The sequence below is a fragment of the Rhizobium sp. BK316 genome (assembly GCF_014193695.1).
Lineage (GTDB): Bacteria > Pseudomonadota > Alphaproteobacteria > Rhizobiales > Rhizobiaceae > Rhizobium.
Genome location: NZ_JACHZR010000001.1, coordinates 1,237,718 through 1,262,284 on the forward strand (window position 1 = coordinate 1,237,718; position 24,567 = coordinate 1,262,284).

Sequence of the window (24,567 nt, forward strand, 5' to 3'; positions counted from 1 at the left end):
CATCCGCATGAACGGGATTGATGCAAGCAAGGGCTCGGTACCGGGCGGCGACACGATTGCGCTCGCCGCCCGGATCAGGAGCGGCGCATTCGACTGCACCGAAGCGATGAAGAAGGCGATTTCCGCCGCCAGGGCCAATGAAGCCCTGGGCGCCATCTGCTATCTCGACGCAGCCCTCGGCATCGAGAATGCTGCCGCCCTCGATCGCGAGCGCCGCGATGAGCCGGATCGCTTCGCCGCCCTGCCCTTTGCCGGCGTGCCGACGCTTGCCAAGGATCTCGGCGGCCCGTTCAAAGGACTTGCCGTCCATGCCGGCTCAAGGCTCTTCGACGGAATGCTCGATGCATCGGCCGATTCCGATCTTGCGGCGCGTTTCCGTCAGGCCGGTTTCAGCCTCTTCGGCCTCACCACCAGCCCGGAAGTCGGTCTTTCGCTTGCAAGCGAACCGGCGCGTGGGCCTGTCTGCCGCAATCCGCTCGATCCGTCCCGCACCGCAGGCGGTTCGTCCGGCGGTGCAGCGGCGGCGGTTGCAGCGGGTATCGTCGCAATCGCTCATGCGACGGATGCCGGTGGCTCGATCCGCGTGCCGGCCGCCTGCTGCGGTCTCGTTGGCCTGAAACCCAGTCGTGGCGCCATGCCCGGCGGTCCGGGCTTCGGCAATCATCTCGGCGGCATCGCCAGTGAGCTTGCGATCTGCCGTTCCGTTCGCGACGCAGGGGCAATTTTAGACGCCCTGTATGGAAACCCAGACGGTCCCTATGCGGCACCCGCTCTCGACAGCGGTGAAAAGCCCCGCCTTCGCATCGGCCTGCTGACGGATACCGGCAGCGACCTGCCGACCAAAGCAGCAAGGCAGCAAGCCCTGGAAGCCGCAGCCCGGAGCCTCGAACAGGATGGGCATGAGATCGTCACGATCGAATGGCAGCGCCTTGCGTCGAGCGTTACCACGAGCGCGGCCATTTTCGCCGACATCATTTCCATCAATCTGGCATGGCTCACCGAGAGCCTGCGGCTCGACCTTTCAAAGGCCGAGCCTCTGACGGCCGCCTTCGCGGCACGCGGGGCGGCGCTTGCGCCAACCGCTCTCTGGCAGAGCCTCAGCGCCATGCCGCATGTCAGCCACGACCTCTGGCGGCTCTTCGACGGCATCGACTGCCTGCTGACGCCGATGCTTGCGACAGCCCCTCTGCCGATCGGCTCCTTCCCGACCGACCATCAGGACACGGACCTGCATCTGAACCGCATGGCGCGCTTTGCGCCGCTCGCCTGCCTTGCCAATATTTCCGGCTTTCCGGCGCTGACACTGCCTTTTGGAAGCGATGCGGACGGAATGCCGCTGCCCGTGCAGTTGCTGGCGCCGATGGGCCGGGAACCGCTGCTGCTTGCCCTTGCCTCGCGGCTGGAAGCAGAGCAACGTTGGATCCACCCCCATGCCATTGTGGGACTTGCCTCATGACATCAGCTCCCGTGCTCCAGCTCGACGGTATCAGCAAGCGTTTCGGAGCGATCCAGGCCAATGACGATATTTCGCTGAGCCTCGCCAAGGGCGAAGTGCTGGCGCTCCTCGGCGAAAACGGCGCCGGCAAGACGACGCTGATGAGCATTCTCTTCGGCCATTACGTGCCGGATACGGGCACGATCCATATCGAGGGCAACGAGTTGCCGGCCGGCCGGCCACGTGCGGCGATCCACGCCGGCATCGGCATGGTACACCAGCATTTTTCCCTGGCGGCGAACCTGACAGTGCTCGAGAACGTCATGACGGGAACGGAAAAGCTCTGGTCCTGGAAATCGGAAAAGACCACCGGCCGCGCCAAGCTCCTGTCGATTGCCACCCGCTTCGGCCTCGAGGTCGATCCCGATGCCCGGCTCGGCGACCTCTCGGTCGGCGAACAGCAGCGCGTCGAAATCCTCAAGGCGCTCTATAACGATGCCCGCATCCTGATCCTCGACGAACCGACGGCGGTGCTCACCAATATCGAGGCGGAACGTCTCTTCCAGACGCTTCGGGAAATGGCTCGGCAGGATCTCTCGCTGATCTTCATCTCCCACAAGTTGGACGAGGTGATCAGTGCGGCAGACCGCGTCGTCGTGCTGCGCGGCGGAAAGGTCGTCGCCGAGCGGCTGACCGGTGAAACCAGCAAGGCGGAGCTTGCCGAACTCATGGTCGGCAGGCGGGTAACCCGCCCGGTCCGCGAGGCGTCCACACCCGGCGAGGTCGTCTTCGAAGCGGTCGGCGTCACCGTTCGCGATAGCGGCCAGGAGCGGCTGAAGGACATCAGCCTGCAGCTTCACGCCGGCGAAACGCTTGGTATTATCGGCGTCTCAGGCAATGGCCAGACGGCACTCAGCCATCTCGTCAGCGGCCTGACCAGCTGGAGCAGTGGCGAGATCCTTCTGTTCGGGCAAGCCATCGCCGAGACCAGCGTCGAAAGCCTGATCGACGCCGGCATCGGCCGCATTCCAGAGGATCGCAACAAGGAAGGCGCGATCGGCGAACTCGCCGTCTGGGAAAACGCGGTGCTGGAGCGCATCGCCTCACCGCGCTTCTCGCGCCACGGACTGGTCGACCGCAAGGCCGGCATGGCCTTCGCCCAGGAAATCATCGGCGAATTCGACATTCGTGGTGGCGGACCGGCGACGCGCACCCGGCTTCTCTCGGGCGGCAACATGCAGAAGCTGATCCTCGGCCGCAACCTGCATGACAGGCCGAAGATCCTGATTGCGGCGCAACCGACACGCGGGCTCGATGAAGGCGCTGTTGCCGCCGTTCACGCCCGCATATTGCAGGCACGTAAGGAGGGCACGGCCGTGCTTCTGATATCGGAGGATCTGGACGAGGTGATCAGCCTTGCCGATCGCATCCAGGCAATCGTCAAGGGGCGCCTGTCGCTGCCGGTTAATGCGGAAACCGCCAATCCCAGAAAACTCGGCCTGATGATGTCAGGCGAATGGACGTCCGAGGCTCAGCATGCGTCTTGAACGCCGCGATCATCGCCCGCTCTATCTGGTCGTGGCAGCCCCTGTCGCTGCCGTCATAGCAGCGCTCGCCATTTCCGGTGTCCTCATCGCACTTGCCGGTGCACCCGTTTTCGAGGCCTATTGGCGTATCCTGACCGGCGCCTTCGGTACGCGGCTTTCGGCCACGGAGACGCTGACAAGGGCGACACCCCTGATGCTGACCGGCCTTGCCGCAGCCGTCGCCTTTCGGGCACGTCTCTGGAATATCGGCGCCGAGGGCCAGTTCTATCTCGGCGCCATCACTGTTGCCGCGCTCGGCTCCAAACTGCTGGCGGGGCTGCCGGCCGTGCTCCTGATTCCATCCCTGCTGATTGCGGGTGCCGTCGCCGGCATGGTGCTGATCCTTGTGCCGCTCTGGCTCCGGCTGCGCTTTTCCGTCGATGAGGTCGTGACCAGCCTGCTCTTGAATTTCGTCGCCCTGCTCTTCGTCTCCATGCTGATCGACGGCGTGCTGAAGGATCCGCTGGCCTTCGGCTGGCCACAATCCATGCCGGTCAGCGATCACGCGCTGCTGCCGAAGCTGGTGGCGCGCTCACGCCTGCATGTCGGCTTCATCATCGCCATCGCCATCGCATTTGCCGTCTATTTCCTCCAGTCACGCACGGTCTTCGGTCTGCGCTCGCGCGCTGCCGGTCTCAATCCTGCCGGCGCCGTGTTTGCCGGCGTGCCGCTCGGCATGACGCTGGTCAAGGTCGCCTGCCTTTCCGGCGGCCTGGCGGGCCTTGCCGGCGCGATCGAGGTAATGGGCGTGAAAGGCTACGTGACGACGGATCTGTCGCCGGGCTTCGGCTATTCCGGCATTATCGTCGCCATGCTCGCCAACCTGCACCCGATCGGCGTGATTGCCGCAGCACTTTTCACCGCCACCATGTTCGTCGGCGCCGACGGCATGAGCCGGGCGCTCGGCATACCCACCTATATCGCCGACGTAACGGTCGCTGTTTCGCTTTTGACCATGCTAATTGCCCTGTTCTTCACTCAATACAGGATCCGCAGATGATGGCTCTGATCGACATTGTCTCATCCGCGGGCCTCTGGGCTGCCGTGCTGCGCATTGCGACACCGCTGATCTTCGGCACGCTCGGCGCGCTTCTCTGCGAAAGGGCGGGCGTGCTCAATCTCAGTATCGAGGGTATCATGACCTTCGGGGCGATGATCGGCTGGCTTGCCGTCTTTCACGGCGCTGATCTCTGGACCGGGATTCTGGTCGCAGCACTCGCCGGCGCGATCTTCGGCCTGCTGCATGCGCTTCTGACCGTGACGCTCGGTCTGTCACAGCATGTCACAGGCCTTGGCATTACCCTTTTTGCCTCCAGCCTCAGCTATTTCATCTTCCGCCTGGTCGTGCCGCTTGCCGGTACACCGCCGACGATCGTACCGTTCCAACCGCTCGACATTCCTGTCCTCTCCGGCGTGCCTTTCCTCGGCCAAGCCCTTTTTGCCCAGACTGCGCCGACCTACCTTGCCATCCTGCTTGCCGTCATTCTGGGCTATCTGATCTTCCGCACGCCGCTTGGCCTGACGATCCGTATGACCGGCGAAAACCCGCATGCGGCGGAAGCACAAGGCATCGATCCGATCAGGATCCGTTATGGCGCCATCATTGCTGGAAGCGCAATCATGGCCGTCGGCGGCGCCTTCCTGACGCTTTCTGCCTTCAACAGCTTCTTTCCGACCATGGTTCAGGGACGCGGCTGGATTTCGATCGCGCTCGTCGTCTTCGCTTCTTGGCGGCCGGGTCGCGCCCTCCTAGGCGCCTTGCTCTTTGCCTTCTTCGATGCCTTCCAGCTCAGGCTGCAGACCGTACTCGGAGGCGTCGTTCCCTATCAGCTTTTCCTGATGACGCCCTATCTCCTGTCGATTGCCGCACTCGCCGTGATGGCGCGACGTGCCCGCGTTCCGCAGGCGCTCATGCAGCCCTATCGCCGCGGCGAGCGCTGATTGCCAATTCCCAGTTCCACAACAGACCGGTGCCGCCATGTTTGACCTGATCATCCGAAACGCAAATCTTCCCGATGGCCGCAGCGGCATCGATATCGCTATTCAGAAGGACAGGATCGCCGAGATCGCAGCCAAGATCGAGGCCGAGGCCGCCGAGGAGATCGATGCGACTGGGCGGCTCGTCAGCCCGCCTTTCGTCGACCCGCATTTTCACATGGATGCGACGCTGTCCCTCGGTCTGCCGCGCATGAACCGCTCCGGCACGCTTCTCGAAGGTATTGCGCTCTGGGGCGAGCTTCGACCGATCCTGACGCGCGAAGCTTTGGTGGAGCGGGCCTTGCGCTATTGCGATCTTGCCGTCTCCCAAGGCCTCCTGCATATCCGCAGCCATGTCGATACCAGCGATCCGCGGCTGGTGACCGCAGAGGCGCTGATCGAGGTGCGCGAGAAAGTCGCTCCCTATATCGACCTGCAGCTCGTCGCCTTTCCGCAGGATGGCTACTATCGTGCGCCAAATGGCGTCGAGGCGCTGAACCGTGCGCTGGACATGGGGCTCGATATCGTCGGCGGCATTCCGCATTTCGAGCGCACCATGGCCGATGGTGCGGCCTCGGTTGCCGCCCTTTGCCGTATCGCTGCCGATCGCGGCCTGCCCGTCGACATGCATTGCGACGAGACCGACGATCCGATGTCGCGCCATATCGAAACGCTTGCCGCCGAAACCGTCCGCTTCGGCCTGCAGGGCCGTGTCGCCGGGTCGCACCTGACATCGATGCATTCGATGGACAACTATTACGTCTCCAAGCTCATTCCGCTGATGGCGGAGGCAAAGATCAACGTCATCCCCAATCCGCTGATCAATATCATGCTGCAGGGCCGGCACGACACCTATCCGAAACGGCGCGGCATGACGCGGGTACGCGAGCTGATGGAGGCGGGCCTCAACGTTTCCTTCGGCCATGACTGCGTTATGGATCCCTGGTACTCGATGGGTTCCGGCGACATGCTGGAGGTCGGCCATATGGCGATCCATGTGGCGCAGATGGCTGGCATCGAGGACAAGAAGAAGATTTTCGATGCGCTGACCGTCAATTCGGCCAAGACCATGGGCCTCGACGGCTACGGACTGGAAAAGGGCAAGAATGCCGATCTCGTCATCCTGCAGGCGCGCGATCCGCTGGAAGCGCTGCGGCTGAAGCCAAACCGGCTTGCGGTCATCCGCCGCGGCAAGATCATCGCGCGGTCGGCGCCGCGTATCAGTGAATTGCATCTCGATGGACGTCCGGCAATGGTCGACGGCGCAGCCTATGCGCCGAGCGTCCCCAACGCATGAGGCTCCTTTTAAGTGGGCACGCTCAGCGCTCGCCCTTCACTTGGATCAGATAGGGTGGCGTCAGGCCCGCGGGCATCGCAGGCAGGTGCTGGAGGATCTTCAGGTTGGGGTCGAGCGCCCGGCGCAAGTGATCGGCGAGTGCGGCACAGGCCTCGTCGATACCGCCGGCCAGAAGCGCGTCATAGACACGCGTATGTTCTGATATCATCATCGAAATTTCCGCTTCAGTGCGAAGCTTGGCGAAGGTCGAGTGGGTGGCGATGAGGACGCGTTGGCTTCGGCGTACGGCTGCAAGAAGCACCGTGTTGGGGCAGGGTGCGAGTGAATCGAGATGCAGGTCGGCTTCAGCCTGCTCCAGCCTCTCCGGCGCCTGCGGATAGGGGCCGAGAGCTTTCAGCCTTTGCCGGCGCTCTTCAAGGCCTTCCATCTGCAGGAAGGGATAGGCCTGGCGCAGGGCCTCCGGCTCCAGCAGACGGCGCATGTCGTAGTGATGGCGGAAAACCTTGGCGCTGAGCGGCCCGGCATACCATCGGTTGTTGCTGTCCTGCTCGATGACACCGCTGCGTTCGAGCTGCGTCAGCACTTCATGGGCGATGGTGCGGCTGACATCGTAATGCTGGGCCAGCGCCGTTTCGTTCAATAGGAAACGGCCATAGGCAAGACAGACGGCAACGGCGTGCTCGACTTCCGGATAGATCTGCTCCCGGCGGTTGACGACCGGCACGGTGAGCGAATGCGGCAGGTCGAGGCCGGCCGCAAAAAGGTCACCGCGCTGCGGATCGCCGCCGGGCACGATGTAGCCGCGCCCTTCGAAGGTTTGAATAAGGTCTTCGGACAGGAGCCGGGCCAGTGCGATTCCTGCCGGAATACGACTGACATTGAAAGCGCGCGCCACGTTGGCCTGGCCGAGAACGAGGCCCGGCGTCAGCGCGCGCCGTTCCAGATGGTCGCGTAGAACCTGGTAGATCGTCAGATAGATCGGCTCCGACCGAACAGCCGCAGCGGCGGCTTCAGTCTCCACCTCGCTCGGCATCGTCATGTCTGTTCCAGAGGCTCTCTGCCCATTCCCCGATGCGCCCGATCAGCTTGCGGGCGGTCTTGCCTGCGCGATCCATGATGAAGAAACCATGGATGGTTCCCTGCCACTCCTCGTAACAGACGTCATTTCCGGCGGCAATCAAACGCTGTGCATAAGCACGGCCCTCATCCCGTAACGGATCGTGATCGGCGGTGATCAGCAAGGCCGGCGCGAGACCCGCGAGGTTGCTCGCCAGCAGCGGCGAGACCCGGGGATCAGCAGGCGGCGTTTCGCCGGAGAGATAATTTTCCGCAAACCAGATCATCGTCGATTGATGGAGCGAAAAACCGCTTGCGAACTCAATGCGGCTTGCGGTCGTGCCCGAAAGATCGGTCGCCGGATAGACCAGGACCTGCCCCGTAAGCCCGACGCCAAGATCGCGCGCGCGGATCGCAAGAGATGCGCAAAGGCTTGCGCCCGCGCTGTCGCCTGCGAGGATCAGCCTGCCTGCCTCGAGCCCCCGCGCCTCACCATTCTCCTGAAGCCAGAGAAGTGCCGCTTCAGCATCCTCGAAAGCGGCCGGAAACGGCGCTTCCGGCGCCTTGCGGTATTCGACCGACAGCACATTGGCGCGGGCGGCATTGGCGAGCGCCCGAACGGGACCGTCATGAGTTTCGATGCTGCCCACCATCCAGCCGCCGCCATGGAAGAACAGAATGGTCCGCTTCCTTCCAGCAATGCGATAGAGCCGCGCCTTCAACCTGGTATCGCCATTTGGAATTTCGAGATCGTCGATGCCGGAGACCTTGTCCTTTTCGCCCCAATGAAGGGCGAGCCGCATCTCGGAATCGGCGCGTGCCTGCTGTGGCGGGAGCGTCTCCATCACAGCTCCGCCAAGCGCGTCCTGCTCCTCCAGCATGATCCGATATTCCGGCAGAAGTCTCGATCGGTCGACATGTGCCTGTTTCTCTTGCGGCTCCATCAACGCCTCCCTGTCGATTGCCCGGTGCGATGGAAACGGAAGATGACAAGAAAGTCAATAATCGAATATTGCATGCGATATTCGATCGTGTTAGCGATTGGATATGGCAATGCTGGAAGAGGACCGGACTTGCCCAAAACGGGAGGATGTCATGACAATTCGCAGTTTCGTTGCTGCAGGCCTTGCATGCTCCGTGGCAGTTGCGCCGCTCAGCGCCTTCGCCTCGGATAACAAGATCGCCCTGGTTCCGGGTGGTCCGCACCCCTATTTCGCGCCCTGGGAACAGGCTGCAGCTGATGCCGTGAAGGATTTCGGCATCGCCGCGGTCGAGTACAAAGTGCCGAGCGAATGGAAGCTTGAGGCGCAGACCGAGCTTCTGGAGAGCCTCGCGGCACAGGGCACCAACGGCTTCGGCGTCTTTCCGGGCGATGCGGTCGGCGTCAATGCCACGGTCTCGGAAATGAAGAGCAACAGCATTCCATCCGTCGCGCTCGGCGGCTGCGCGCAGGATCCGACCGATGTCGGGCTTTGCCTGGCGACCGATGTTTCGCAGTCGGCCTATCTCGGTACCAAGGCGCTGATCGAAGCCATGGGCGGCAAGGGCACGATCGTTCATCTGGCCGGCCTGCTCGTCGATCCGAACACGACGCTGCGCGTCAAAGCCGTCGAAAAGGCAGTCGGTGAAACGAACGGCGCCGTCACGCTGCTGCAGACGGTCGGCGATACCGATAGCCAGGAACAGGGCGACCAGAAGATCAACGCGCTGCTCGCTGCGCAGAAGGACAAGATCAACGGGCTGATTGCCACCGGATACATTTCCTCGGTGGTGGCCGCGACTGCACTCAAGAACCTCGGTGACAAGAAGATCAAGCTCGTCGGCATCGATGACGACAAGATCATCCTGGACGGCATTCGTGACGGCTTCGTCGCCGGCACGATGGCGCAGAACCCCTATGGCCAGGCCTATATCGGCGCCTATGTGCTGGACCAGATGGCAGGAGGCTGCAGCGTGAAGGCCGACGCCCCGTGGATCGCAACGCCGCAGACGGCGCATTTCGTCGATTCCGGCACGCTGCTGATCTCCGCCAAGAACGTCGACAGCTATAAGGACGACCTGAAGGCGCTGACGAAGAAGCTGCAGGCTGGTTTCAAGGACACCTACCTCTCCTGCAAGTGAGGAAAATGGCGCGAGGCCGAACAGGCCTCGCCCCAGATTATCCACGTTACCCACTTCCATTTAACGATACCGGTCATCCCAGCACATGGCACCCATCGACAATGATAGTCCCGTCCCCGATACAGGCAGACACAGCCTGCTCGGATTGTTGACCAGAGGACCGGCGCAGCTTGGGCTTCTGATCGTTCTTCTGATCCTGTGGGCCGTTTTCACCAGCCTTGCGCCGGGCTTCCTGTCGCGCTTCAACCTGAATTCAATGGGGCGTTCGGTCGCGATCGATGTCGTGGTCGGCTTTGCGCAGATGGTGGTGCTGGCAACCGGCGGCATGAACCTCTCGGTCGGTGCCATCGGCGTCTGCTGCGTGATGGCCGCCGGCTATCTGATGCAGATGGCCGGCCTTCCCATTCCGGTTGCGATCCTCCTGACCCTTGCCTTTGGCGGCTTGCTCGGCGCGCTCAACGGGCTGGCCATCGTCAAGACCGGAGTCAACAGCTTCATCGTCACGCTTGCGAGCGCCAGCCTGTTTTCCGGCGGCATGCTGATCTTCACCAAGGGCGTGCCACTGAACGGATTGCCGGCAACATTCGGTGCCTTCGGCCGCAGCAGCATCGGCCCGGTACCGTCTCTGGCGATCGTCGCCCTTGTGATCGGCGCAACGCTCTACATCCTGTTGAAGCATACGGTGCTCGGCCGGCAGGTCCTGGCCGTCGGCGCCAACGCGCGCACGGCGGAAATGTCGGGCATCCCGGTCGGGCGGATCACCATTCTCGTTCATGTGCTCTCGGGTGTGCTCGCTGGTGCTGCCGCTTTGATGCTAACATCGCGGCTTTCGGCGGCCATGCCCGCGGTTGCCGGCGACGACTGGCTGCTTCCCTCCTTCCTCGCGCCCGTCATCGGCGGCACGGCGCTGGCCGGCGGCATGGTCTCCGTCATCGGCACAATCCTTGGCGCGCTGCTGGTCGCGACCATCCGCAGCGGCCTGCTCGTGCTGCAGGTTGGGAATTTCTGGCTGCAGCTCTTCCTCGGCGTCTTCCTGCTCTCGGCGATCCTCTTCGAGCGCTACCGGACGAAGCTCGCCATCCGCGAACAGACGAGGCGTGCATGAAGACGCTCATTTCTCTGGCCGCACGGACGCAGTGGTCCGGCATCCTTGTCGGTGTGATCGCCGGCGGCATCGCGCTCAGCCTCGCCTCTCCCGCCTTCATGACGGAATTCAACTGGTTCGTCATGCTGCGCAGCATCTGCGTGTCGCTGCTCGTTGCCTTCAGCCAAATGGTGATGCTCGGCGTCGGACAGATGAACCTTTCGGTCGGAGCGCTCGGTGGGCTCGTCGCTGTCGTCACCGGCGGCCTGATGGACGTCTGGGGCTTGCCGGCGATCGTCGCCATCATCATTGGCATCGCGTTCGGCGGCTTTGCCGGCTTCGTCAATGGCTGGCTGACGGTGCGCACCGGCATCAACGGTTTCATCGTGACGCTGGCAACCGGTTCGGCCTTTGCCGGCATCAATCTCGGCATCACCAGGGCCATTCCCTTCTACAATCTCTCACCGGCCTTCGTCGCTTTCGGCAATGGGCGGTTCGGGCCTTTCCCGATGCTGCTGATCGTGCCGCTGCTGGTCACCGTGCTGCTCGTCATCTTCTTTGCCCGCACGGTCGAGGGCCGCTATATGCTGGCGGTCGGCGGCAACGCCCACGCGGCCGAACTCTCGGGCATCTCCGTCGCCCGCGCCACCATCATGGCGCATGTACTGTCGGGCCTGCTTGCCGCGACTGCCGGCGTGCTCGCGGTGGCTCAGCTCGGCTCGGCGCAGCCGACAATCGGCGCGGATTGGGTGGTCATTTCCTTCGCAGCCCCGATCATCGGCGGCGCGAGTCTCGCCGGCGGCTCCATATCCATTATCGGCACTTTCATCGCCGTGCTGCTGATCGGGCTGATCCAGAATGCCATGGTGCTGCTGGCAGTCGATCCCTATTGGGTCACCTTCCTGCTCGGCGCGCTGATCCTTGCCGCCGTCTGGATCAACCGCTATCGCGCAATCCGGGTCGGGGAGGATTGAGATGGCGCTCGTTCTCGACAAGATCGGCAAGTCCTTCCCCGGCGTCAGGGCGCTCAACTACGCCTCGCTGACATTGAATGGCGGCGAGATCCACGCGCTGATAGGCGAAAACGGCGCCGGCAAATCGACGCTGATCAAGATCATCACCGGCGTTCACCGGCCCGACAGCGGGACAATGACGCTAGACGATGCGCCGCTGTCGCTTGCCTCGCCGCGGAATGCGATCGCGCTCGGCATTTCTGCCGTGCATCAGGAGCGCAACCTCATTCCACGCTTCTCGGTTGCCGAGAACATCCTTCTGGAGGGCCTGCCGGTTCGAAACGGCCTCGTCGATTTCCGCCGCGCCAACGATGAGGCGCGTGAGCATCTGCTCAAGGTCGGCCTCGATATCGATCCGGCAATGGAAGTCCGGCGTCTCGGCGTCGCGCAGATGCAGATGGTGGAGATCGCCAAGGCTCTCAGCCACAAGGCGAAGGTGCTGCTGCTCGACGAGCCGACCGCATCGATCACCGATGCCGAGACCGAAACCCTCTTCCGCCTCGTGCGCCAGCTGCGCGATCAGGGAACGGCAATCCTCTTCGTCAGCCACAAGCTCGAAGAGGTCTTGAGCCTTTGCGACCGCGTTACGGTGCTGCGCGACGGGGAAACGACACTGCGCGGCGCGCCGATGGCCGGCATGACAAGGCAGACGCTGATCGAGGCGATGATCGGCCGCGCCGAACGGCCGGTGATCGCCCGCGCAGGCAAATCACAGGAAGGCATGCCCAAGCTTGAGCTTTGCGACGTTGCCACCGCTGCCGGCCACAGCGATATTTCCTTCTCGCTGCGCCGTGGCGAAATCCTTGGCCTCTACGGCCTTGTCGGCGCCGGACGGACCGAACTGATCCGCGCCATTATCGGCAAGGACAAGGTAACGTCCGGCACAATTGAGATCGACGGCAAGCCTGTACGTATCCGCTCAGTGGAAGAAGCGATCAAGCGCTTCCGCATGGGCTATGTCAGCGAGGACCGGAAACATGAGGGCGTCATCCTCGCCCATTCGATCCGCTCCAACATTGCCATGACGGTCTGGGACAGGATCGCATCCTCCCTCGGCCTGATCGGCGCCAGCCAGGAGCGCAAGACCGCCGCCCCGCTTGCACGGCAACTGGAAATCCGCACGCCCAATCTGGAGCAGCTCGTCGGCAACCTTTCGGGCGGCAACCAGCAGAAGGTTTCGCTCGCCAAGTGGCTGGCAGCCGATGTCGATATCCTTTTCATCGACGAGCCGACCGTCGGCATCGACATCAAGGCCAAGGCCTATATCCACGAGCTGATCAATGGCCTTGCCGACAAGGGCATGGCGATCCTGCTGATCTCGAGCGACATGCCGGAAATGGTGGCGCTCGCCGACCGTATCCTCGTCATGCACGATTTCAGGATCGTCCACGAATATCAGAACGACCGCAAATATGAGACGGCAAGCCGCGCCATCATGTCGGCAATCCACGCGGCCGAACCCGGCCAGACCTGCACGGCAAGTTAGGAGGAAGCATGGCCCGCATTGAAAAGATCGAACTGCGCATGGTGGACCTGCCGCCCAAGGTGAAGCGCACCGATGCGATCCAGAGCTTCGTCAGCCAGGAAACGCCAATCGTCACCATCACCGATTCCGATGGCGCCTCCGGCACCGGCTATTCCTATACGATCGGCACCGGCGGTTCCTCCGTCATGCGGCTTCTGTCGGACCATCTGGCGCCGCTGCTGATCGGCGAGGATGCCGATTGCATCGAGGCGATCTGGCACAAGCTGGAATTTGCCACCCACGCCACGACGATCGGGGCGATCACGGCGCTGGCGCTCGCCGCCGTCGATACCGCACTGTGGGATCTGAGAGCCAAAAAGCAGAAGCTGCCGCTATGGAAACTCGCAGGCGGCGCCAAGGACAGCTGCCCGCTCTATACGACAGAAGGCGGCTGGCTGCATATCGAGAAGCAAGCGCTCGTCGAAGACGCTCAGCAAGCCAAGGCCAAGGGCTTTTCCGGCTCGAAGGTGAAGATCGGCAGGCCACATGGCGCCGAGGACTATGACCGGCTGTCTGCCATGCGCATAGCACTCGGTGACGGTTTCGAGATCATGACCGACTGCAATCAGGGCTTTACCGTCGATGAAGCCATCCGCCGGGCCGCACGGCTGAAGGAACTCGATCTTGCCTGGATCGAGGAACCGCTGCCGGCCGACGATCTCGACGGGCATATCCGGCTTTCGCGCTCGACGCCGACGCCGATCGCTGTCGGTGAATCCCTCTATTCGATCCGGCATTTCCGCGAATATATGCAGAAGGGCGCCTGCTCGATCGTCCAGGTCGATGTTGCCCGCATCGGCGGCATTACGCCCTGGCTCAAGGTCGCGCATGCGGCCGAAGCCTTCGACATTCCGGTCTGCCCGCATTTTCTGATGGAACTGCATGTCAGCCTGGTTTGCGCCATCCAAAATGGCAAATATGTCGAATATATCCCGCAGCTCGACGACCTGACGACCAAAGGCATGGAGATCCGCGATGGCCGCGCCATCGCCCCCTCCGAACCCGGCATCGGCATCGAATGGGACTGGGATGCCGTGAAGGCCCGCAGCATCGCCGAGTTCACCATGGAAATCACGCAAGGGCGGTAGACATGCAGCGCATGGGCATGGTGATCGGCCTGGAGCCGGACAAAGTCGCGGAATACAAGGCGCTGCATGCGGCTGTCTGGCCAGAGATCCTGGCACTGATCTCCGCCTGCAACATCACCAACTATTCGATCTTCCTGAAGGAGCCGGAAAACCTGCTCTTCGGCTATTGGGAATATGTGGGCGAGGACTTCGAAGCCGATATGGCGAAGATGGCCGCCGATCCGGCAAACCAGGCATGGTGGGCCGCTTGCATTCCCTGCCAGAAGCCGCTCGCGACCCGCAAGGATGGTGAGTGGTGGGCGATGATGCCGGAGGTGTTTCACCTCGATTGAGGCAGGATAGCGACGGACCGCCGCGCACCTATCCTGTATCGTGGATCACCGGTTCCGATTTAGCGGCAAGCCCGTGGAACTCATCAGTCCCGGAAGACGTTTTCCGTGCATCCTCGCCTGTCTCATTTCGAGCTCATCGATAATTCGCAGACCCATGGAGCCGGATGACAACGCAGCAGATCCTCGCATTCTCCGTCATCGCCATGATGATGGGGGTCTTTATCTGGGATCGGTTCAGATATGACGTCGTCGCGTGTTGCGCGCTTGTTCTCTCCGTCGCGGTCGGGATCGTCCCTCCGGACAAGGCATTCTCCGGTTTCTCCGATGATATCGTTGTTACAGTCGGCAGCGCATTGATCGTCTCAGCCGGGGTCGCACGTTCGGGCGTTGTCGACATGGCGATCAAGCGATTCTTTCCGAACCTCCATACGCTGCACAGCCAGCTTGCCCTGCTGATGATTGCCGTGGCATTGCTTTCCGCGTTCATCAAGAATATCGGCGCGCTGGCGATCATGATGCCGGTCGCCTTTCAGTTTGCCCGGAGGTCGGGCGTCTCACCGTCCAAATATCTGATGCCCATGTCATTCGCCGCCTTGCTTGGCGGCCTGATGACGCAGATCGGTACGTCGCCGAATATCGTCGTCTCGCGGCTGAGGGCGGAAATGACGGGCAGCTCCTTCACCATGTTCGATTTCACGCCGGTCGGCAGTGTCCTGACGATCGTCGGCATTACCTTTCTGATCTTCTTTCACTGGCTGGTGCCAAGTCGTACGAAGCAGGGCAGCTCGATCGAGGAAGCGGTCGACATTAAGAACTATACCTCGGAAGTGCTGGTTACGGCTGAATCGGCTGTCTCGGAAAAGCCGATAAGCGTTCTCGTCAAACCTGGCGACGGCGAGGCGATTGCCACTGCCGTCCTGCGCGGTGCGACGCGCATGTCCCCTTTCCCTGATCTGACACTCCGGGAAAACGATATCGTGCTGCTGGAAGGCCCGCCGGCCGCGCTCGACCGCATCGTGTCGGCCGGAAAACTGCAGCTCTCCGGCAAGCCAATCATGGAGAGTAGACAGTTGAAGGCCGAGGTCGTCTCGATCGAGGTGGTGATCGGCCAAGAATCGCCCTTGAAGGGCCGTTCCGTCAAGCAACTTGCGCTCGCCTATACGCGCGGCGTCAATCTGCTGGCCATCAGCCGGCATGGCGAACGGCTGAAGGAGCGCCTTGCCAATCTGACACTTGCAGCCGGCGACGTGCTGGTGCTGCAGGGAAGCCGTGAGAACCTGCCGGCCGTCATGCAGGATCTTACCCTTTTGCCACTTGCCCAGCGCGAAATATTACTCGGCACGCGCCGGCGGGCTTTCATTCCGCTGATCATCCTGGCGCTTGCCATGGCGACGACGGCGGTCGGCGTTGCGCCGGTACCTGTCGCCTTCTTTGCGGCGGCGCTTGGCATGGTCGTCTTCCGGGCGATTCCGCTTGCCGATATCTACAAGTCGGTCGACGGCCCGATTCTCATCATGCTTGCAGCCTTGATCCCCGTCTCCGATACCCTGCGCACCTCAGGCGGCAGCGACCTCATCGCCCATGGGCTTGGCGACATCGCCAAGGGCCTGCCGGCCTGGGGCGCGCTCGGCTTGATTCTTGTCGCAGCAATGGCCGTAACGCCCTTTCTCAACAATGCCGCAACCGTGCTTGTCATGGGGCCGATCGCCGTCGGTTTTGCCACCGATCTCGGCTTCCGGCCGGAGGCCTTCCTGATGGCGGTGGCGATCGGTGCCGGCTGCGATTTCCTGACCCCGGTCGGCCACCAATGCAACACACTGGTCTTCGGTCCGGGAGGATATAAATTCTCCGACTACCCGCGCCTCGGTCTTCCGCTGTCGTTACTGATTATTATCGCGAGCGTACCGGTGCTGTTGTACGTGTGGCCAGTAAACTGATTGCTGGTACGCGCGGGTCAACAGAACGCGCCAGACGCGCAGAGCAGAGCCAGTCTTGCTACGCGTTCTGCCTGTGAACCGCACAACAGTCGTAGCGCTCCACATGGAGCATGATCCCTTACTTTCGAAAATTCTTCCATCGCTTGTGGAATCGGCAATGCCACCCGAACCCGGCAGTCGTATCCAGATAGCGACGGTCCTTAACCGAAACTCTATTGCCGGCTAAACCTTCTTTGACATGCTTTCGATATCCTCACCGTGAGCGTAGAGCGGGTTCCTCGTGCAGGGAAGACGATTTACAGGACAGAGACACTCACCCGTAGCCGAGGTGCGGCAAAATCCAAAAAGTGGCGCATCTTGAGCGGCATCTGGCCACGGGCGAGATGAACCAGGTGGATGGGAGCGGGCTCCGGTTCGAAGTCCTCAAGCACAAGTTTGAGCGCGCCGGCCGCGACCGCTCCTGCGACCTGATAATACAGCAGCCTGGTGACGCCAGCGCCGCGGATGGCGGCCTCGGCGGCCGCCTCGGTAGTGGTGACTGAAAGCCGCGGGCTGATCAGCACGTCAATGGCCTTTGCAGCTCCTGGCTTCTGGAACCGCCAGCCGGCGGATGGCGTCAGGATCTCGACGCTGATGCAGGGCAGGCCCAGGAGATCGGCCGGCTCCTTCGGCACACCGTGGCCGGCAAAGAGGGCCGGACTGCCGCAGACCACCCTGCGCACCGAGCCGATGCGCGTGGCGACCATGGCGCTGTCGGGCAGATTGCCGATACGCACCGCCATATCGACATGTTCCTCGACGAGATCGATATTCCTGTCCGTCAGCATCAGCCGCACGTTGATAGCTGGAAAGGCGGCCAGGAAGTCGGTCACGACAGGCAGCACATGAAGACGGCCGAACTGCATCGGCGCCGTGATCACCAGCTCGCCCTTTGGCATGGCGAATTCGCCCGATGCCTGACGCTCGGCCTCTTCCACTTGCTCGAGGATGCGCCTTGCCGCCTCGACATAGGTGGCGCCAGCATCGGTCAGGGCGATCTTCCGGGTGGTGCGGGTCAACAGCTTCGTTCCCAGCAGCGTTTCCAGCTCGGTGATCCTGCGGCTCAGCGTCGGCAGCGGAATCTTCAGCGACCGGCCGGCCGCAGACAGGTTTCCCTTGTCCACCACCTCCAGCAGCATCGACATGGCTTCGAACCGGTCCAATTATTCTTCCAATTTCTGGTAAAATCACTTTCATTTAGAGCATATTCTCTTTGTGATTGGAAATCGACACATTGAGCTCACCGAGCCAATCGCAGCTCGGCTGTCCCAAAGGAGATTTCCATGTCCCGTATTTCCATCCCCACCCGCGACGACGTACCGGAAGCAGCCAAGCCGACGCTTGATGGCATCCAGAAGGCCCTCGGCTTCGTCCCGAACCTGTTTCGTCTGATTGCCAGCAGCCCGGCGGCTCTGACGGCTTTCACCGGCCTTCAGGGCGGGCTTTCCAAAACGCTCGATGTCAAGACGCGTGAGCGGATCGCGCTTGCCGTCGCAGAGGTGAACGGCTGTGACTATTGCCTGTCCGCCCATACCTATCTCGGCCTCAACCTGGCAAAGATCAGCCCGGAAGAAATTGCCCTCAACCGCAAGGGCGCATCAGCCGATGCCAAGGCGAATGCCGCCGTCGGCTTTGCGGCAAAGATCGCCGAGGCACGCGGCCACGTCTCCGACGCCGATATCGCTGCCGTGCGCGCCGCAGGCTTTTCGGATGCGCAGATCGTCGAAATCGTCGCTCTGGTCGCCGAAAACACCTTCACCAACTATCTGAACGAAGTCGCCAAGACAGATATCGACTTCCCGGCAGTCCCCGCTGCCAATGCGGCCTGACGGACGAGGAACGGGGCTGACGCTCCGCCCCTCCCAACCCTTTGAGGAGATGGATCATGTCCTATGGATTTCTCGACATAGCCTCGACCCCCAGCGTGCGCGCCGCGCAGGCGGAAATGGGTGTCCAGGACTTCTGGACGAACCTGCCGACCGACCGGAGCTTCGACCGCTTCACCGAAAACGAGAGCGCCTTCATTGCTTCCCGCGACAGCTTCTACATGGCCACCGTTTCCGAAACCGGCTGGCCCTATGTGCAGCACAGGGGCGGTCCGCAGGGTTTCCTGAAGGTACTCGACGATCGCACGCTTGCCTTTGCGGACTATCGCGGCAATCGCCAGTACATCAGCACCGGCAATCTCGCCGCCAATGATAAGGTGTGCCTGTTCTTGATGGATTATCCCCGCCGCGCACGGCTGAAGATCTATGCCCATGCCGAAAAGCTGGGGCTTGATACCGATCCCGCACTTACCGAGCTGCTTGCCTCTCCTTCCTATCGGGCAAAGCCGGAACGTCTCTTCCGCCTGCGCCTCGAAGCCTTCGACTGGAATTGCCCGCAGCATATCACGCCGCGCTATACCGAAGCGGAAATTGCCGTCGCCGTAGAGCCGCTTCGTCAGCGCCTGACGGAGCTGGAAGCAGAAAATGCCGCCTTGCGGGCACAGGTCGCGCGCGGTGGAGATGTCGGCTAAAACTCGGCTATTGCGCTGATACCGAGCCACTGTCTGGAAGGGGACGGCATATCTAACATTCCTATTGCGGCTCCTCTTCATCCGAAGTCAGCAGCTCAATGAGCGCAGCAACCCTGCCGCTCGCCAGGCGTCGCCCCTCGCCCATCAAGGCCTCGTCATTATTGACCCACGCAAATGCCTCTGCAAGTTCGGCCTGCGTTGCACCGGTCGCAATGACGTCGGCCACAAGTGTATTATCGACAGGCCCAAGGATGGCGATGACATCGTCTGAAGTCATTGTCATATCCATTCCTCCTCTCTTTACCTCCGCTTGAACCTAGTGACGCTGCTGGAAAGATCAATTTTTCTGTCGGGAAGTTCCTCCCCTTGAATCCGCAAGTCGCTGAATTACATCAATATTGTCGGCTGCCCGATAAGGCCTGACTCCGGTCAGGAGGCGCCGGTTTCTCCTGGCGTTTCTTGTATCGATGCTGCTGGCGAAGAGGATATGGCTGTGAGGGCAACCCTCGATTCATCTTTCCGGTTCCGGTCAAGCATCTTCCACCAGCCCGAAATGTCGGGGCTGCGCCCGGCACCCAGTTGGAGGCTTTACCAATGGAATCAACAGAAAGGAGAAAACCATGAGTGTTCGTGATCTGATCCCGTGGGGCCGTGACACTGGCAACCACGTTCCAAATCTCTTGCGCGATGACGACCGTGATCCCTTCCTGTCGCTGCATCGTGAGGTGAACCGGCTGTTCGACGACGTCTTCCGCGGTTTCGGCTCCGGCGTGCCCTCCTTCGGCAGCCGCGGCGCTTTTAGCGCCGGCTGGCCGAACATCGAGATCTCCGACACCGACAAAGAGATCAAGGTGACCGCCGAGGTGCCCGGCCTCGAAGAGAAAGACATCGAGGTCCTGCTGAATGACGGCGTGCTGACACTGAAGGGCGAGAAGCGATCCGAGACTGAGGACAAGGACCGCCAGTTCTCCGAGCGCTACTATGGACGCTTCGAACGGCGCATCCCGCTCGGCACCGAGGTTATGGAGGCCCAGGTCGAGGCTCGTTTCAAGAACGGAGTGCTGACGGTGACCTTGCCGAAAACCGAGAAGGCGCAGTCGCAGGTCAAGCGCATCGCCATCAAGAGCTGATCGAAACGAAGACGCGGCCGCCGTCTGGCGGCTGCGTCTTCGGCCAGATGGGAGCCCGCGCCTCTCGCCCTTGTCTCAGTCGGAAACCGTCACATCGATCCAGCGTCCGGTCCCCTGGCTGCCATAGATCTCGACATCAACCCATACATTGCCGTGAACGATCATTGCCGAAGCTTCCCGGTCATGGTGCCGTTGCGGAGCATGGCTTCGAGTGATTGACGATTGGCGGGATCGGCAAAGAAGGAGTCCGACTGGTCGTCATTGTCGCGAATACCGTACTGATGGAAATTCGTCCGATCCTGGCGGGTGATCTGCCAGGGCTGTGTGAGCTGCGTCCCCTTCGAATTGAAGAGATCGGCCTCGCCGATATGGGCGCGGTAGTGCTCGATGGGGCGGTTCGTATGCGTGGCGGTCACGTTCGACTGGGCAAAAGCGGGCGCGCCGACAAGCAGGACACTGACAGCGATCGAAATGAGTTTTTTCATGGTGACCCTCTCCGGCATGAATATTGCGCGTTGACGATCTTTGCCAGGGGCAAGGCCCTGGATGGTCAGCTGCGATCGGACCTTCTCGCCGCGGTCGACATGAACCCACGGCAAGCTTTGGGTGCTGCGGCCATGATTTCTCCCTTTTCATTGCAATGCTAAGGTGGATAGTGCCGGCATGAAACATGCCGGGGAGGCATTGAGGCTGACATATGGCAAGCAAGCGCAGGATCACAGACTGCCTCTCGACGGCGATCCTTCTCACCGGCCTTGCGGGCGCAGCGGCGGCCGACCAGCCGGATCCGTTTGGTCAATTCGGTGAACGCTGCCTCGGGCGGGGGCCGGATTTCCAGCGCACCGTCGCCGCTGCGAAGGACCGGAACTGGCCGGCTCTTGCAACGGATATGACCACCAGCCTCACGCCGGTAGAAAATCCGGTCGCGCTGGAGGGCTGGAATCTGACCGCGGAAGCAAACGGCTCATTTGAAGCCCTCGTCGTCGCGCGGGCGTCTGTGGGCGAGAGCAAGGTGGAAAGCTGCACCATGGCCTTCGCGGAAATCGACGCCGCAGCCTTTGAGCGTCGCCTCGTCGATGAGACACGCGCCAAGGCGTCCGGCGCGAAGAATGGTCAGGGGCGCATCAGGAAATTCTTCGAGGCGTCGTCTTCCGAGCGCAGGCAAGCGATCACGCTTGACCTGCCTCTCTATCCGAACGGAAACGACGAAGTCGTCGTCAGCGTCGTCTCGGAGCAGCAGATCGAAAACTGATCAGATGATCGGGTTTGCCCTCGTGTCGCCGGCCGGACTGTTGATTGCGCGACAATTCGGCTATCCGCCCCGGCCGTGGGAATCCCGGCAAGGCAGGGTCGCGAGAGGGCACCCCAGAAATCCCGCCAACCTTGTTACTCCTGCATATCGGCCGCCCAGGCTTAGGCTCCTCGCCGATCATCAGGGAACCCCTCCTGATGGCAAGATCAGTTATAGGAGCATGTCTTGAACATCGAAAACAAAACGGTCCTGATATCAGGCGCCAATCGCGGCATCGGCCGGGCTCTCATGGACGAAGCGCTGCATCGCGGTGCAAAGCGCGTCTATGCAGGATCGCGCAGCGAGCAGCGCCATGAGGATGAGCGCGTCACCTTCGTCAAACTCGATATTACCGACGAGTGGGATGTCCAGAAGGCGGCCGCCACTGTCGAGGGCCTCGATATCCTCATCAACAATGCCGGCATCTTCATGCCCGACGATCTCGCCGATAAAGATATCATCAATCGTCATCTGGCAGTCAATTTCTTCGGGCCGCTGCGGGTGACCCAGGCCTTTCTGCCGGCACTGGTGCGATCGAAAGGCGCCATCGTCAACAACCTCTCTCTATCGGCGCTGGTGCCGGTTGCTTCCACACCGGCCTATTCGATTTCGAAGGCGGCGGCACATAATCTGATGCAGGCCTTCCGAGCGCTGCTGTCAGCGCGCGGTGTCGCGGTGCACAACTGTTTCACCGGCCCTGTTGATACCGACATGACACGCGGCTTCGAGGTACCGAAGTCGCCGCCCGGCCTGGTGGCGTCAGGAATATTCGACGGCTTCGAAAGAGGCGAGGAGGATATCTTTCCCGATCCCTATTCCGACCGCATTGCCGATGGCTGGCGCACCAGCGTCATCAAGGCTCTCGAGCAGGAATTTGCCGCTTACGTTCCGCCGGCGGCTGAAGTGGCTGAGGACTGCTGTCACCACTGACGTTCTGTTTGCGGGCGAACGGCAGCCCCGTTCGCCGCAAGTGGCTGCCTACTTCATTATTGCCTACTTCATATAGAGCGAACGCGAGCGTTCCAGATGCTTGAGTACTGCCGCCTCGGCGCCATCGGCGTCGTTGGCAGCAAGGCGTTCCAGAATCTCTTCATGTTCGGCAAGAGTGTATTTTTCCTTGCCGGTCCAGATCAGCATTTCCGTGTGATATTCCTTCAGCCATGCCAGCATGGCTTCGCTGACGGCCACATAGATCGGGTTGCCGGAAATCTGGGCGATGCGGGTGTGGAACCGCATGTCGGCAGAAATGAATTCTTCGGCATGGCCGAGAGATGCACGCTGATGGTCGATGATCTCGCGAAGCGCCTCGACATCAGCCCGTTTGGCGCGTTGCGCCGCTTCGCGCGCCATGCCGCGCTCGAAGAAGATACGGGCGCTCTTCAGGTGTTCCAGCGAATCGGCCGATTGCGACAGCATGATCTTCGCCGTCAAATCGACCTGCCGGAAGATCGACTGGGCGGTCAGCTTCAGGACCTTCGCGCGCTCGCCGTGCGAGATGCTGACGAGGCCCTTGTTGGCGAGAGACTGCATCGCCTCGCGGATCGCCGGGCGGCCGACGCCGAAGCGTTCCATCAGAACGCGCTCGGAGGGCATCTCGTCGCCCGGTTGCAACTCTCCTGAGGTAATCAGCCGTTCCAGCCGGTCAAAAACCTCGTCAGACAGTTTTCGACGAACAATGGGCTCGATGGCTGAGGTCATGGCGTCTCGCTGGCTCAAATCTTCTCTCCCTTAGCATTTTCACCGACCGACGACAAAGCGCGCCACGCGAAATTCACACCTGTTGAAAATATCCGTTGCAGAAAATGGAATACTCATTATACCAGATTACAAGTTGACGCCATGGCTTCTTGACGTGGCGAGAGGAGCAACCGGCAATTTCATGATGATAACCCTGACCTACCGCATCGAAACGCCTGGCAGCGTCGAAGCGATGGCGAACAAGATAGCTTCCGATCAATCGACCGGCACCTTCGTTCCGGTTCCGGGCGAGACGGAAGAGCTGAAGTCGCGGGTGGCTGCACGCGTGCTCGCCATTCGGCCGCTGGAAGATGGGCGCCATCCCTCCTGGCCGGAAGCGCCCGAGGGCGTAGGGCTGCAGCGCGCCGATGTCGATATCGCCTTCCCCCTCGATGCAATCGGCACGGATCTTTCGGCGCTGATGACGATCGCGATAGGCGGAACCTTCTCGATAAAAGGCATGACGGGCCTACGCGTCGTCGATATGAAACTGCCGGAAGCCTTTAGGGATGCCCATCCCGGCCCGCAATTCGGCATTCCCGGCAGCCGACGCCTGACCGGTGTCGAAGGCCGGCCGATCATCGGCACGATCGTCAAGCCGGCGCTCGGCCTGCGGCCGCATGAAACTGCCGAGCTCGTCGGCGAACTGATCGCATCCGGCGTCGACTTCATCAAGGACGACGAGAAACTGATGAGCCCTGCCTATTCGCCGCTGAAGGAGCGTGTGGCGGCGATTATGCCCCGCATTCTCGATCACGAGCAGAAGACCGGCAAGAAGGTGATGTATGCCTTCGGTATCTCGCATGCCGATCCCGACGAGATGATGCGCAACCACGATCTCGTGCTGGAAGCGGGCGGCAACTGCGCCGTCGTCAACATCAATTCGGTCGGCTTCGGCGGCATGAGTTTCCTGCGCAAGCGCTCAGGCCTCGTGTTGCATGCGCATCGCAACGGCTGGGACGTGCTGACACGCCATCCCGGCATCGGCCTCGATTTCAAGGTCTATCAGCAGCTCTGGCGGCTGCTCGGCGTCGACCAGTTCCAGATCAACGGCATCCGCGTGAAATATTGGGAGCCGGACGAGAGTTTCGTCGCCTCGTTCAAGGCGGTCAGCACGCCGCTCTTTGCCCCCTCCGACTGCCCGTTGCCGGTTGCCGGTTCCGGCCAGTGGGGCGGCCAGGCGCCGGAGACCTATCAGCGCACCGGCCGCACGACCGATCTCCTCTATCTCTGCGGCGGCGGCATCGTCAGCCATCCGCAGGGACCGGCAGCTGGCGTGCGCGCCGTGCAACAGGCCTGGCAGGCGGCGGTCGCCGACATTCCGCTCGACGACTATGCCAGGGATCATCCGGAGCTTGCCGCTTCGATCGCCAAATTCAGCGACGGCAAGGCGGGGTGAGC

Annotated in this window: 23 protein-coding genes and 1 pseudogene; 18 read left to right on the forward strand and 6 right to left on the reverse strand. The window is 61.8% G+C overall.

Features of this window, described 5'->3' with window-relative positions; genetic code table 11:
• Window positions 1–7: 7 nt before the first annotated feature.
• The 5 genes from FHT87_RS05540 to FHT87_RS05560 are packed head-to-tail and all read left to right on the forward strand — an operon-like array spanning window position 8 to window position 6,295.
• On the forward strand, window positions 8–1,456 hold the full coding sequence (locus FHT87_RS05540) for an amidase (protein WP_183800101.1): 1,449 nt from the start codon (window positions 8–10) through the stop codon (window positions 1,454–1,456).
• Window positions 1,453–2,982 carry an ABC transporter ATP-binding protein gene (locus FHT87_RS05545; protein ID WP_183800103.1) on the forward strand — a complete coding sequence of 510 codons (1,530 nt, stop codon included), beginning with the start codon at window positions 1,453–1,455 and terminating at the stop codon, window positions 2,980–2,982. The genes FHT87_RS05540 and FHT87_RS05545 overlap by 4 nt, the downstream gene beginning before the upstream one ends.
• A complete protein-coding gene (locus FHT87_RS05550) occupies window positions 2,972–4,021 on the forward strand; it encodes an ABC transporter permease (protein ID WP_183800105.1) in 1,050 nt (349 codons plus the stop codon). The genes FHT87_RS05545 and FHT87_RS05550 overlap by 11 nt, the downstream gene beginning before the upstream one ends.
• Window positions 4,018–4,962 carry an ABC transporter permease gene (locus FHT87_RS05555; RefSeq protein ID WP_183800107.1) on the forward strand — a complete coding sequence of 315 codons (945 nt, stop codon included), beginning with the start codon at window positions 4,018–4,020 and terminating at the stop codon, window positions 4,960–4,962. Before FHT87_RS05550 ends, FHT87_RS05555 begins: the two co-directional genes overlap by 4 nt.
• Window positions 4,963–4,999: 37 nt before the next feature.
• Window positions 5,000–6,295 (forward strand): amidohydrolase family protein, encoded by a 1,296-nt coding sequence (locus tag FHT87_RS05560; RefSeq protein WP_183800109.1) that lies wholly within the window; start codon window positions 5,000–5,002, stop codon window positions 6,293–6,295.
• A gap of 22 nt (window positions 6,296–6,317) precedes the next feature.
• Here the strand turns inward: FHT87_RS05560 and FHT87_RS05565 are convergent, their stop codons facing one another.
• Complete coding sequence (locus FHT87_RS05565; RefSeq protein ID WP_183800112.1) at window positions 6,318–7,334, reverse strand: GntR family transcriptional regulator; 1,017 nt, start codon at window positions 7,332–7,334, stop codon at window positions 6,318–6,320.
• Window positions 7,306–8,295 (reverse strand): alpha/beta hydrolase, encoded by a 990-nt coding sequence (locus FHT87_RS05570; RefSeq protein ID WP_183800115.1) that lies wholly within the window; start codon window positions 8,293–8,295, stop codon window positions 7,306–7,308. The genes FHT87_RS05565 and FHT87_RS05570 overlap by 29 nt, the downstream gene beginning before the upstream one ends.
• 151 nt (window positions 8,296–8,446) lie before the next feature.
• Between FHT87_RS05570 and FHT87_RS05575 the strand changes: the two genes are divergently transcribed.
• The 7 genes from FHT87_RS05575 to FHT87_RS05605 all read left to right on the forward strand — a co-directional run bounded on the left by FHT87_RS05575 (window position 8,447) and on the right by FHT87_RS05605 (window position 16,451).
• Window positions 8,447–9,472, forward strand: coding sequence for a sugar ABC transporter substrate-binding protein (locus FHT87_RS05575; protein ID WP_183726159.1), 1,026 nt, complete (start codon window positions 8,447–8,449; stop codon window positions 9,470–9,472).
• 85 nt (window positions 9,473–9,557) lie between these two features.
• Window positions 9,558–10,577 (forward strand): ABC transporter permease, encoded by a 1,020-nt coding sequence (locus FHT87_RS05580; RefSeq protein WP_183800118.1) that lies wholly within the window; start codon window positions 9,558–9,560, stop codon window positions 10,575–10,577.
• On the forward strand, window positions 10,574–11,530 hold the full coding sequence (locus FHT87_RS05585; protein WP_183800121.1) for an ABC transporter permease: 957 nt from the start codon (window positions 10,574–10,576) through the stop codon (window positions 11,528–11,530). The genes FHT87_RS05580 and FHT87_RS05585 overlap by 4 nt, the downstream gene beginning before the upstream one ends.
• Window position 11,531: 1 nt before the next feature.
• Complete coding sequence (locus tag FHT87_RS05590) at window positions 11,532–13,055, forward strand: sugar ABC transporter ATP-binding protein (RefSeq protein ID WP_183800124.1); 1,524 nt, start codon at window positions 11,532–11,534, stop codon at window positions 13,053–13,055.
• Between the two features lie 8 nt (window positions 13,056–13,063).
• Entirely contained in the window at window positions 13,064–14,182 is a 1,119-nt protein-coding gene (locus FHT87_RS05595; RefSeq protein WP_183800127.1) for a mandelate racemase/muconate lactonizing enzyme family protein, read from the forward strand.
• 2 nt (window positions 14,183–14,184) lie between these two features.
• Window positions 14,185–14,514, forward strand: coding sequence for an L-rhamnose mutarotase (locus FHT87_RS05600; protein ID WP_183800130.1), 330 nt, complete (start codon window positions 14,185–14,187; stop codon window positions 14,512–14,514).
• Between the two features lie 164 nt (window positions 14,515–14,678).
• Window positions 14,679–16,451, forward strand: coding sequence for an SLC13 family permease (locus FHT87_RS05605; RefSeq protein WP_183800132.1), 1,773 nt, complete (start codon window positions 14,679–14,681; stop codon window positions 16,449–16,451).
• A 296-nt stretch (window positions 16,452–16,747) separates the two neighbouring features.
• Here FHT87_RS05605 and FHT87_RS05610 read toward each other — a convergent pair whose 3' ends face one another.
• Entirely contained in the window at window positions 16,748–17,653 is a 906-nt protein-coding gene (locus FHT87_RS05610) for a LysR family transcriptional regulator (protein WP_183800134.1), read from the reverse strand.
• Between the two features lie 120 nt (window positions 17,654–17,773).
• Here FHT87_RS05610 and FHT87_RS05615 point away from each other — a divergent pair, with 120 nt between their 5' ends.
• Both FHT87_RS05615 and FHT87_RS05620 read left to right on the forward strand, forming a co-directional pair.
• A complete protein-coding gene (locus FHT87_RS05615; RefSeq protein ID WP_183800135.1) occupies window positions 17,774–18,319 on the forward strand; it encodes a peroxidase-related enzyme in 546 nt (181 codons plus the stop codon).
• Window positions 18,320–18,375: 56 nt separating this feature from the next.
• Window positions 18,376–19,008, forward strand: a complete 633-nt coding sequence (locus FHT87_RS05620; protein ID WP_183726176.1) for a pyridoxamine 5'-phosphate oxidase family protein — start codon at window positions 18,376–18,378, stop codon at window positions 19,006–19,008.
• 61 nt (window positions 19,009–19,069) lie between these two features.
• Here the strand turns inward: FHT87_RS05620 and FHT87_RS05625 are convergent, their stop codons facing one another.
• A complete protein-coding gene (locus tag FHT87_RS05625; protein ID WP_183800137.1) occupies window positions 19,070–19,291 on the reverse strand; it encodes a hypothetical protein in 222 nt (73 codons plus the stop codon).
• Window positions 19,292–19,628: 337 nt separating this feature from the next.
• On the opposite strand from FHT87_RS05625, the gene FHT87_RS05630 reads away from it, so the two are divergent.
• On the forward strand, window positions 19,629–20,138 hold the full coding sequence (locus tag FHT87_RS05630; RefSeq protein WP_183800139.1) for an Hsp20/alpha crystallin family protein: 510 nt from the start codon (window positions 19,629–19,631) through the stop codon (window positions 20,136–20,138).
• Between the two features lie 75 nt (window positions 20,139–20,213).
• Here FHT87_RS05630 and FHT87_RS05635 read toward each other — a convergent pair.
• Window positions 20,214–20,623 (reverse strand): annotated as a pseudogene (locus FHT87_RS05635) (hypothetical protein).
• Window positions 20,624–20,835: 212 nt separating this feature from the next.
• Here FHT87_RS05635 and FHT87_RS05640 point away from each other — a divergent pair.
• Window positions 20,836–21,390: a hypothetical protein gene (locus FHT87_RS05640; protein WP_183800141.1), complete on the forward strand. Its 555-nt coding sequence runs from the start codon at window positions 20,836–20,838 to the stop codon at window positions 21,388–21,390.
• Between the two features lie 225 nt (window positions 21,391–21,615).
• Window positions 21,616–22,359, forward strand: coding sequence for an SDR family NAD(P)-dependent oxidoreductase (locus tag FHT87_RS05645; RefSeq protein WP_183726185.1), 744 nt, complete (start codon window positions 21,616–21,618; stop codon window positions 22,357–22,359).
• A 63-nt stretch (window positions 22,360–22,422) separates the two neighbouring features.
• Here the strand turns inward: FHT87_RS05645 and FHT87_RS05650 are convergent, their stop codons facing one another.
• Window positions 22,423–23,127 carry a transcriptional regulator NanR gene (locus FHT87_RS05650; RefSeq protein ID WP_183727249.1) on the reverse strand — a complete coding sequence of 235 codons (705 nt, stop codon included), beginning with the start codon at window positions 23,125–23,127 and terminating at the stop codon, window positions 22,423–22,425.
• 181 nt (window positions 23,128–23,308) lie between these two features.
• On the opposite strand from FHT87_RS05650, the gene oiaX reads away from it, so the two are divergent.
• Complete coding sequence (oiaX, locus tag FHT87_RS05655) at window positions 23,309–24,565, forward strand: 3-oxo-isoapionate-4-phosphate decarboxylase OiaX (protein ID WP_183800144.1); 1,257 nt, start codon at window positions 23,309–23,311, stop codon at window positions 24,563–24,565.
• Window positions 24,566–24,567 lie beyond the last annotated feature (2 nt).

Coding starts and splice junctions, on each gene's coding strand:
- FHT87_RS05540 (WP_183800101.1), top strand. CDS start 8: ATGAACGGGATTGATGCAAGCAAGGGCTCGGTACCGGGCGGCGACACG.
- FHT87_RS05545 (WP_183800103.1), top strand. CDS start 1,453: ATGACATCAGCTCCCGTGCTCCAGCTCGACGGTATCAGCAAGCGTTTC.
- FHT87_RS05550 (WP_183800105.1), top strand. CDS start 2,972: ATGCGTCTTGAACGCCGCGATCATCGCCCGCTCTATCTGGTCGTGGCA.
- FHT87_RS05555 (WP_183800107.1), top strand. CDS start 4,018: ATGATGGCTCTGATCGACATTGTCTCATCCGCGGGCCTCTGGGCTGCC.
- FHT87_RS05560 (WP_183800109.1), top strand. CDS start 5,000: ATGTTTGACCTGATCATCCGAAACGCAAATCTTCCCGATGGCCGCAGC.
- FHT87_RS05565 (WP_183800112.1), bottom strand. CDS start 7,334: ATGACGATGCCGAGCGAGGTGGAGACTGAAGCCGCCGCTGCGGCTGTT.
- FHT87_RS05570 (WP_183800115.1), bottom strand. CDS start 8,295: ATGGAGCCGCAAGAGAAACAGGCACATGTCGACCGATCGAGACTTCTG.
- FHT87_RS05575 (WP_183726159.1), top strand. CDS start 8,447: ATGACAATTCGCAGTTTCGTTGCTGCAGGCCTTGCATGCTCCGTGGCA.
- FHT87_RS05580 (WP_183800118.1), top strand. CDS start 9,558: ATGGCACCCATCGACAATGATAGTCCCGTCCCCGATACAGGCAGACAC.
- FHT87_RS05585 (WP_183800121.1), top strand. CDS start 10,574: ATGAAGACGCTCATTTCTCTGGCCGCACGGACGCAGTGGTCCGGCATC.
- FHT87_RS05590 (WP_183800124.1), top strand. CDS start 11,532: ATGGCGCTCGTTCTCGACAAGATCGGCAAGTCCTTCCCCGGCGTCAGG.
- FHT87_RS05595 (WP_183800127.1), top strand. CDS start 13,064: ATGGCCCGCATTGAAAAGATCGAACTGCGCATGGTGGACCTGCCGCCC.
- FHT87_RS05600 (WP_183800130.1), top strand. CDS start 14,185: ATGCAGCGCATGGGCATGGTGATCGGCCTGGAGCCGGACAAAGTCGCG.
- FHT87_RS05605 (WP_183800132.1), top strand. CDS start 14,679: ATGACAACGCAGCAGATCCTCGCATTCTCCGTCATCGCCATGATGATG.
- FHT87_RS05615 (WP_183800135.1), top strand. CDS start 17,774: ATGTCCCGTATTTCCATCCCCACCCGCGACGACGTACCGGAAGCAGCC.
- FHT87_RS05620 (WP_183726176.1), top strand. CDS start 18,376: ATGTCCTATGGATTTCTCGACATAGCCTCGACCCCCAGCGTGCGCGCC.
- FHT87_RS05625 (WP_183800137.1), bottom strand. CDS start 19,291: ATGACAATGACTTCAGACGATGTCATCGCCATCCTTGGGCCTGTCGAT.
- FHT87_RS05630 (WP_183800139.1), top strand. CDS start 19,629: ATGAGTGTTCGTGATCTGATCCCGTGGGGCCGTGACACTGGCAACCAC.
- FHT87_RS05640 (WP_183800141.1), top strand. CDS start 20,836: ATGGCAAGCAAGCGCAGGATCACAGACTGCCTCTCGACGGCGATCCTT.
- FHT87_RS05650 (WP_183727249.1), bottom strand. CDS start 23,127: ATGACCTCAGCCATCGAGCCCATTGTTCGTCGAAAACTGTCTGACGAG.
- oiaX (WP_183800144.1), top strand. CDS start 23,309: ATGATGATAACCCTGACCTACCGCATCGAAACGCCTGGCAGCGTCGAA.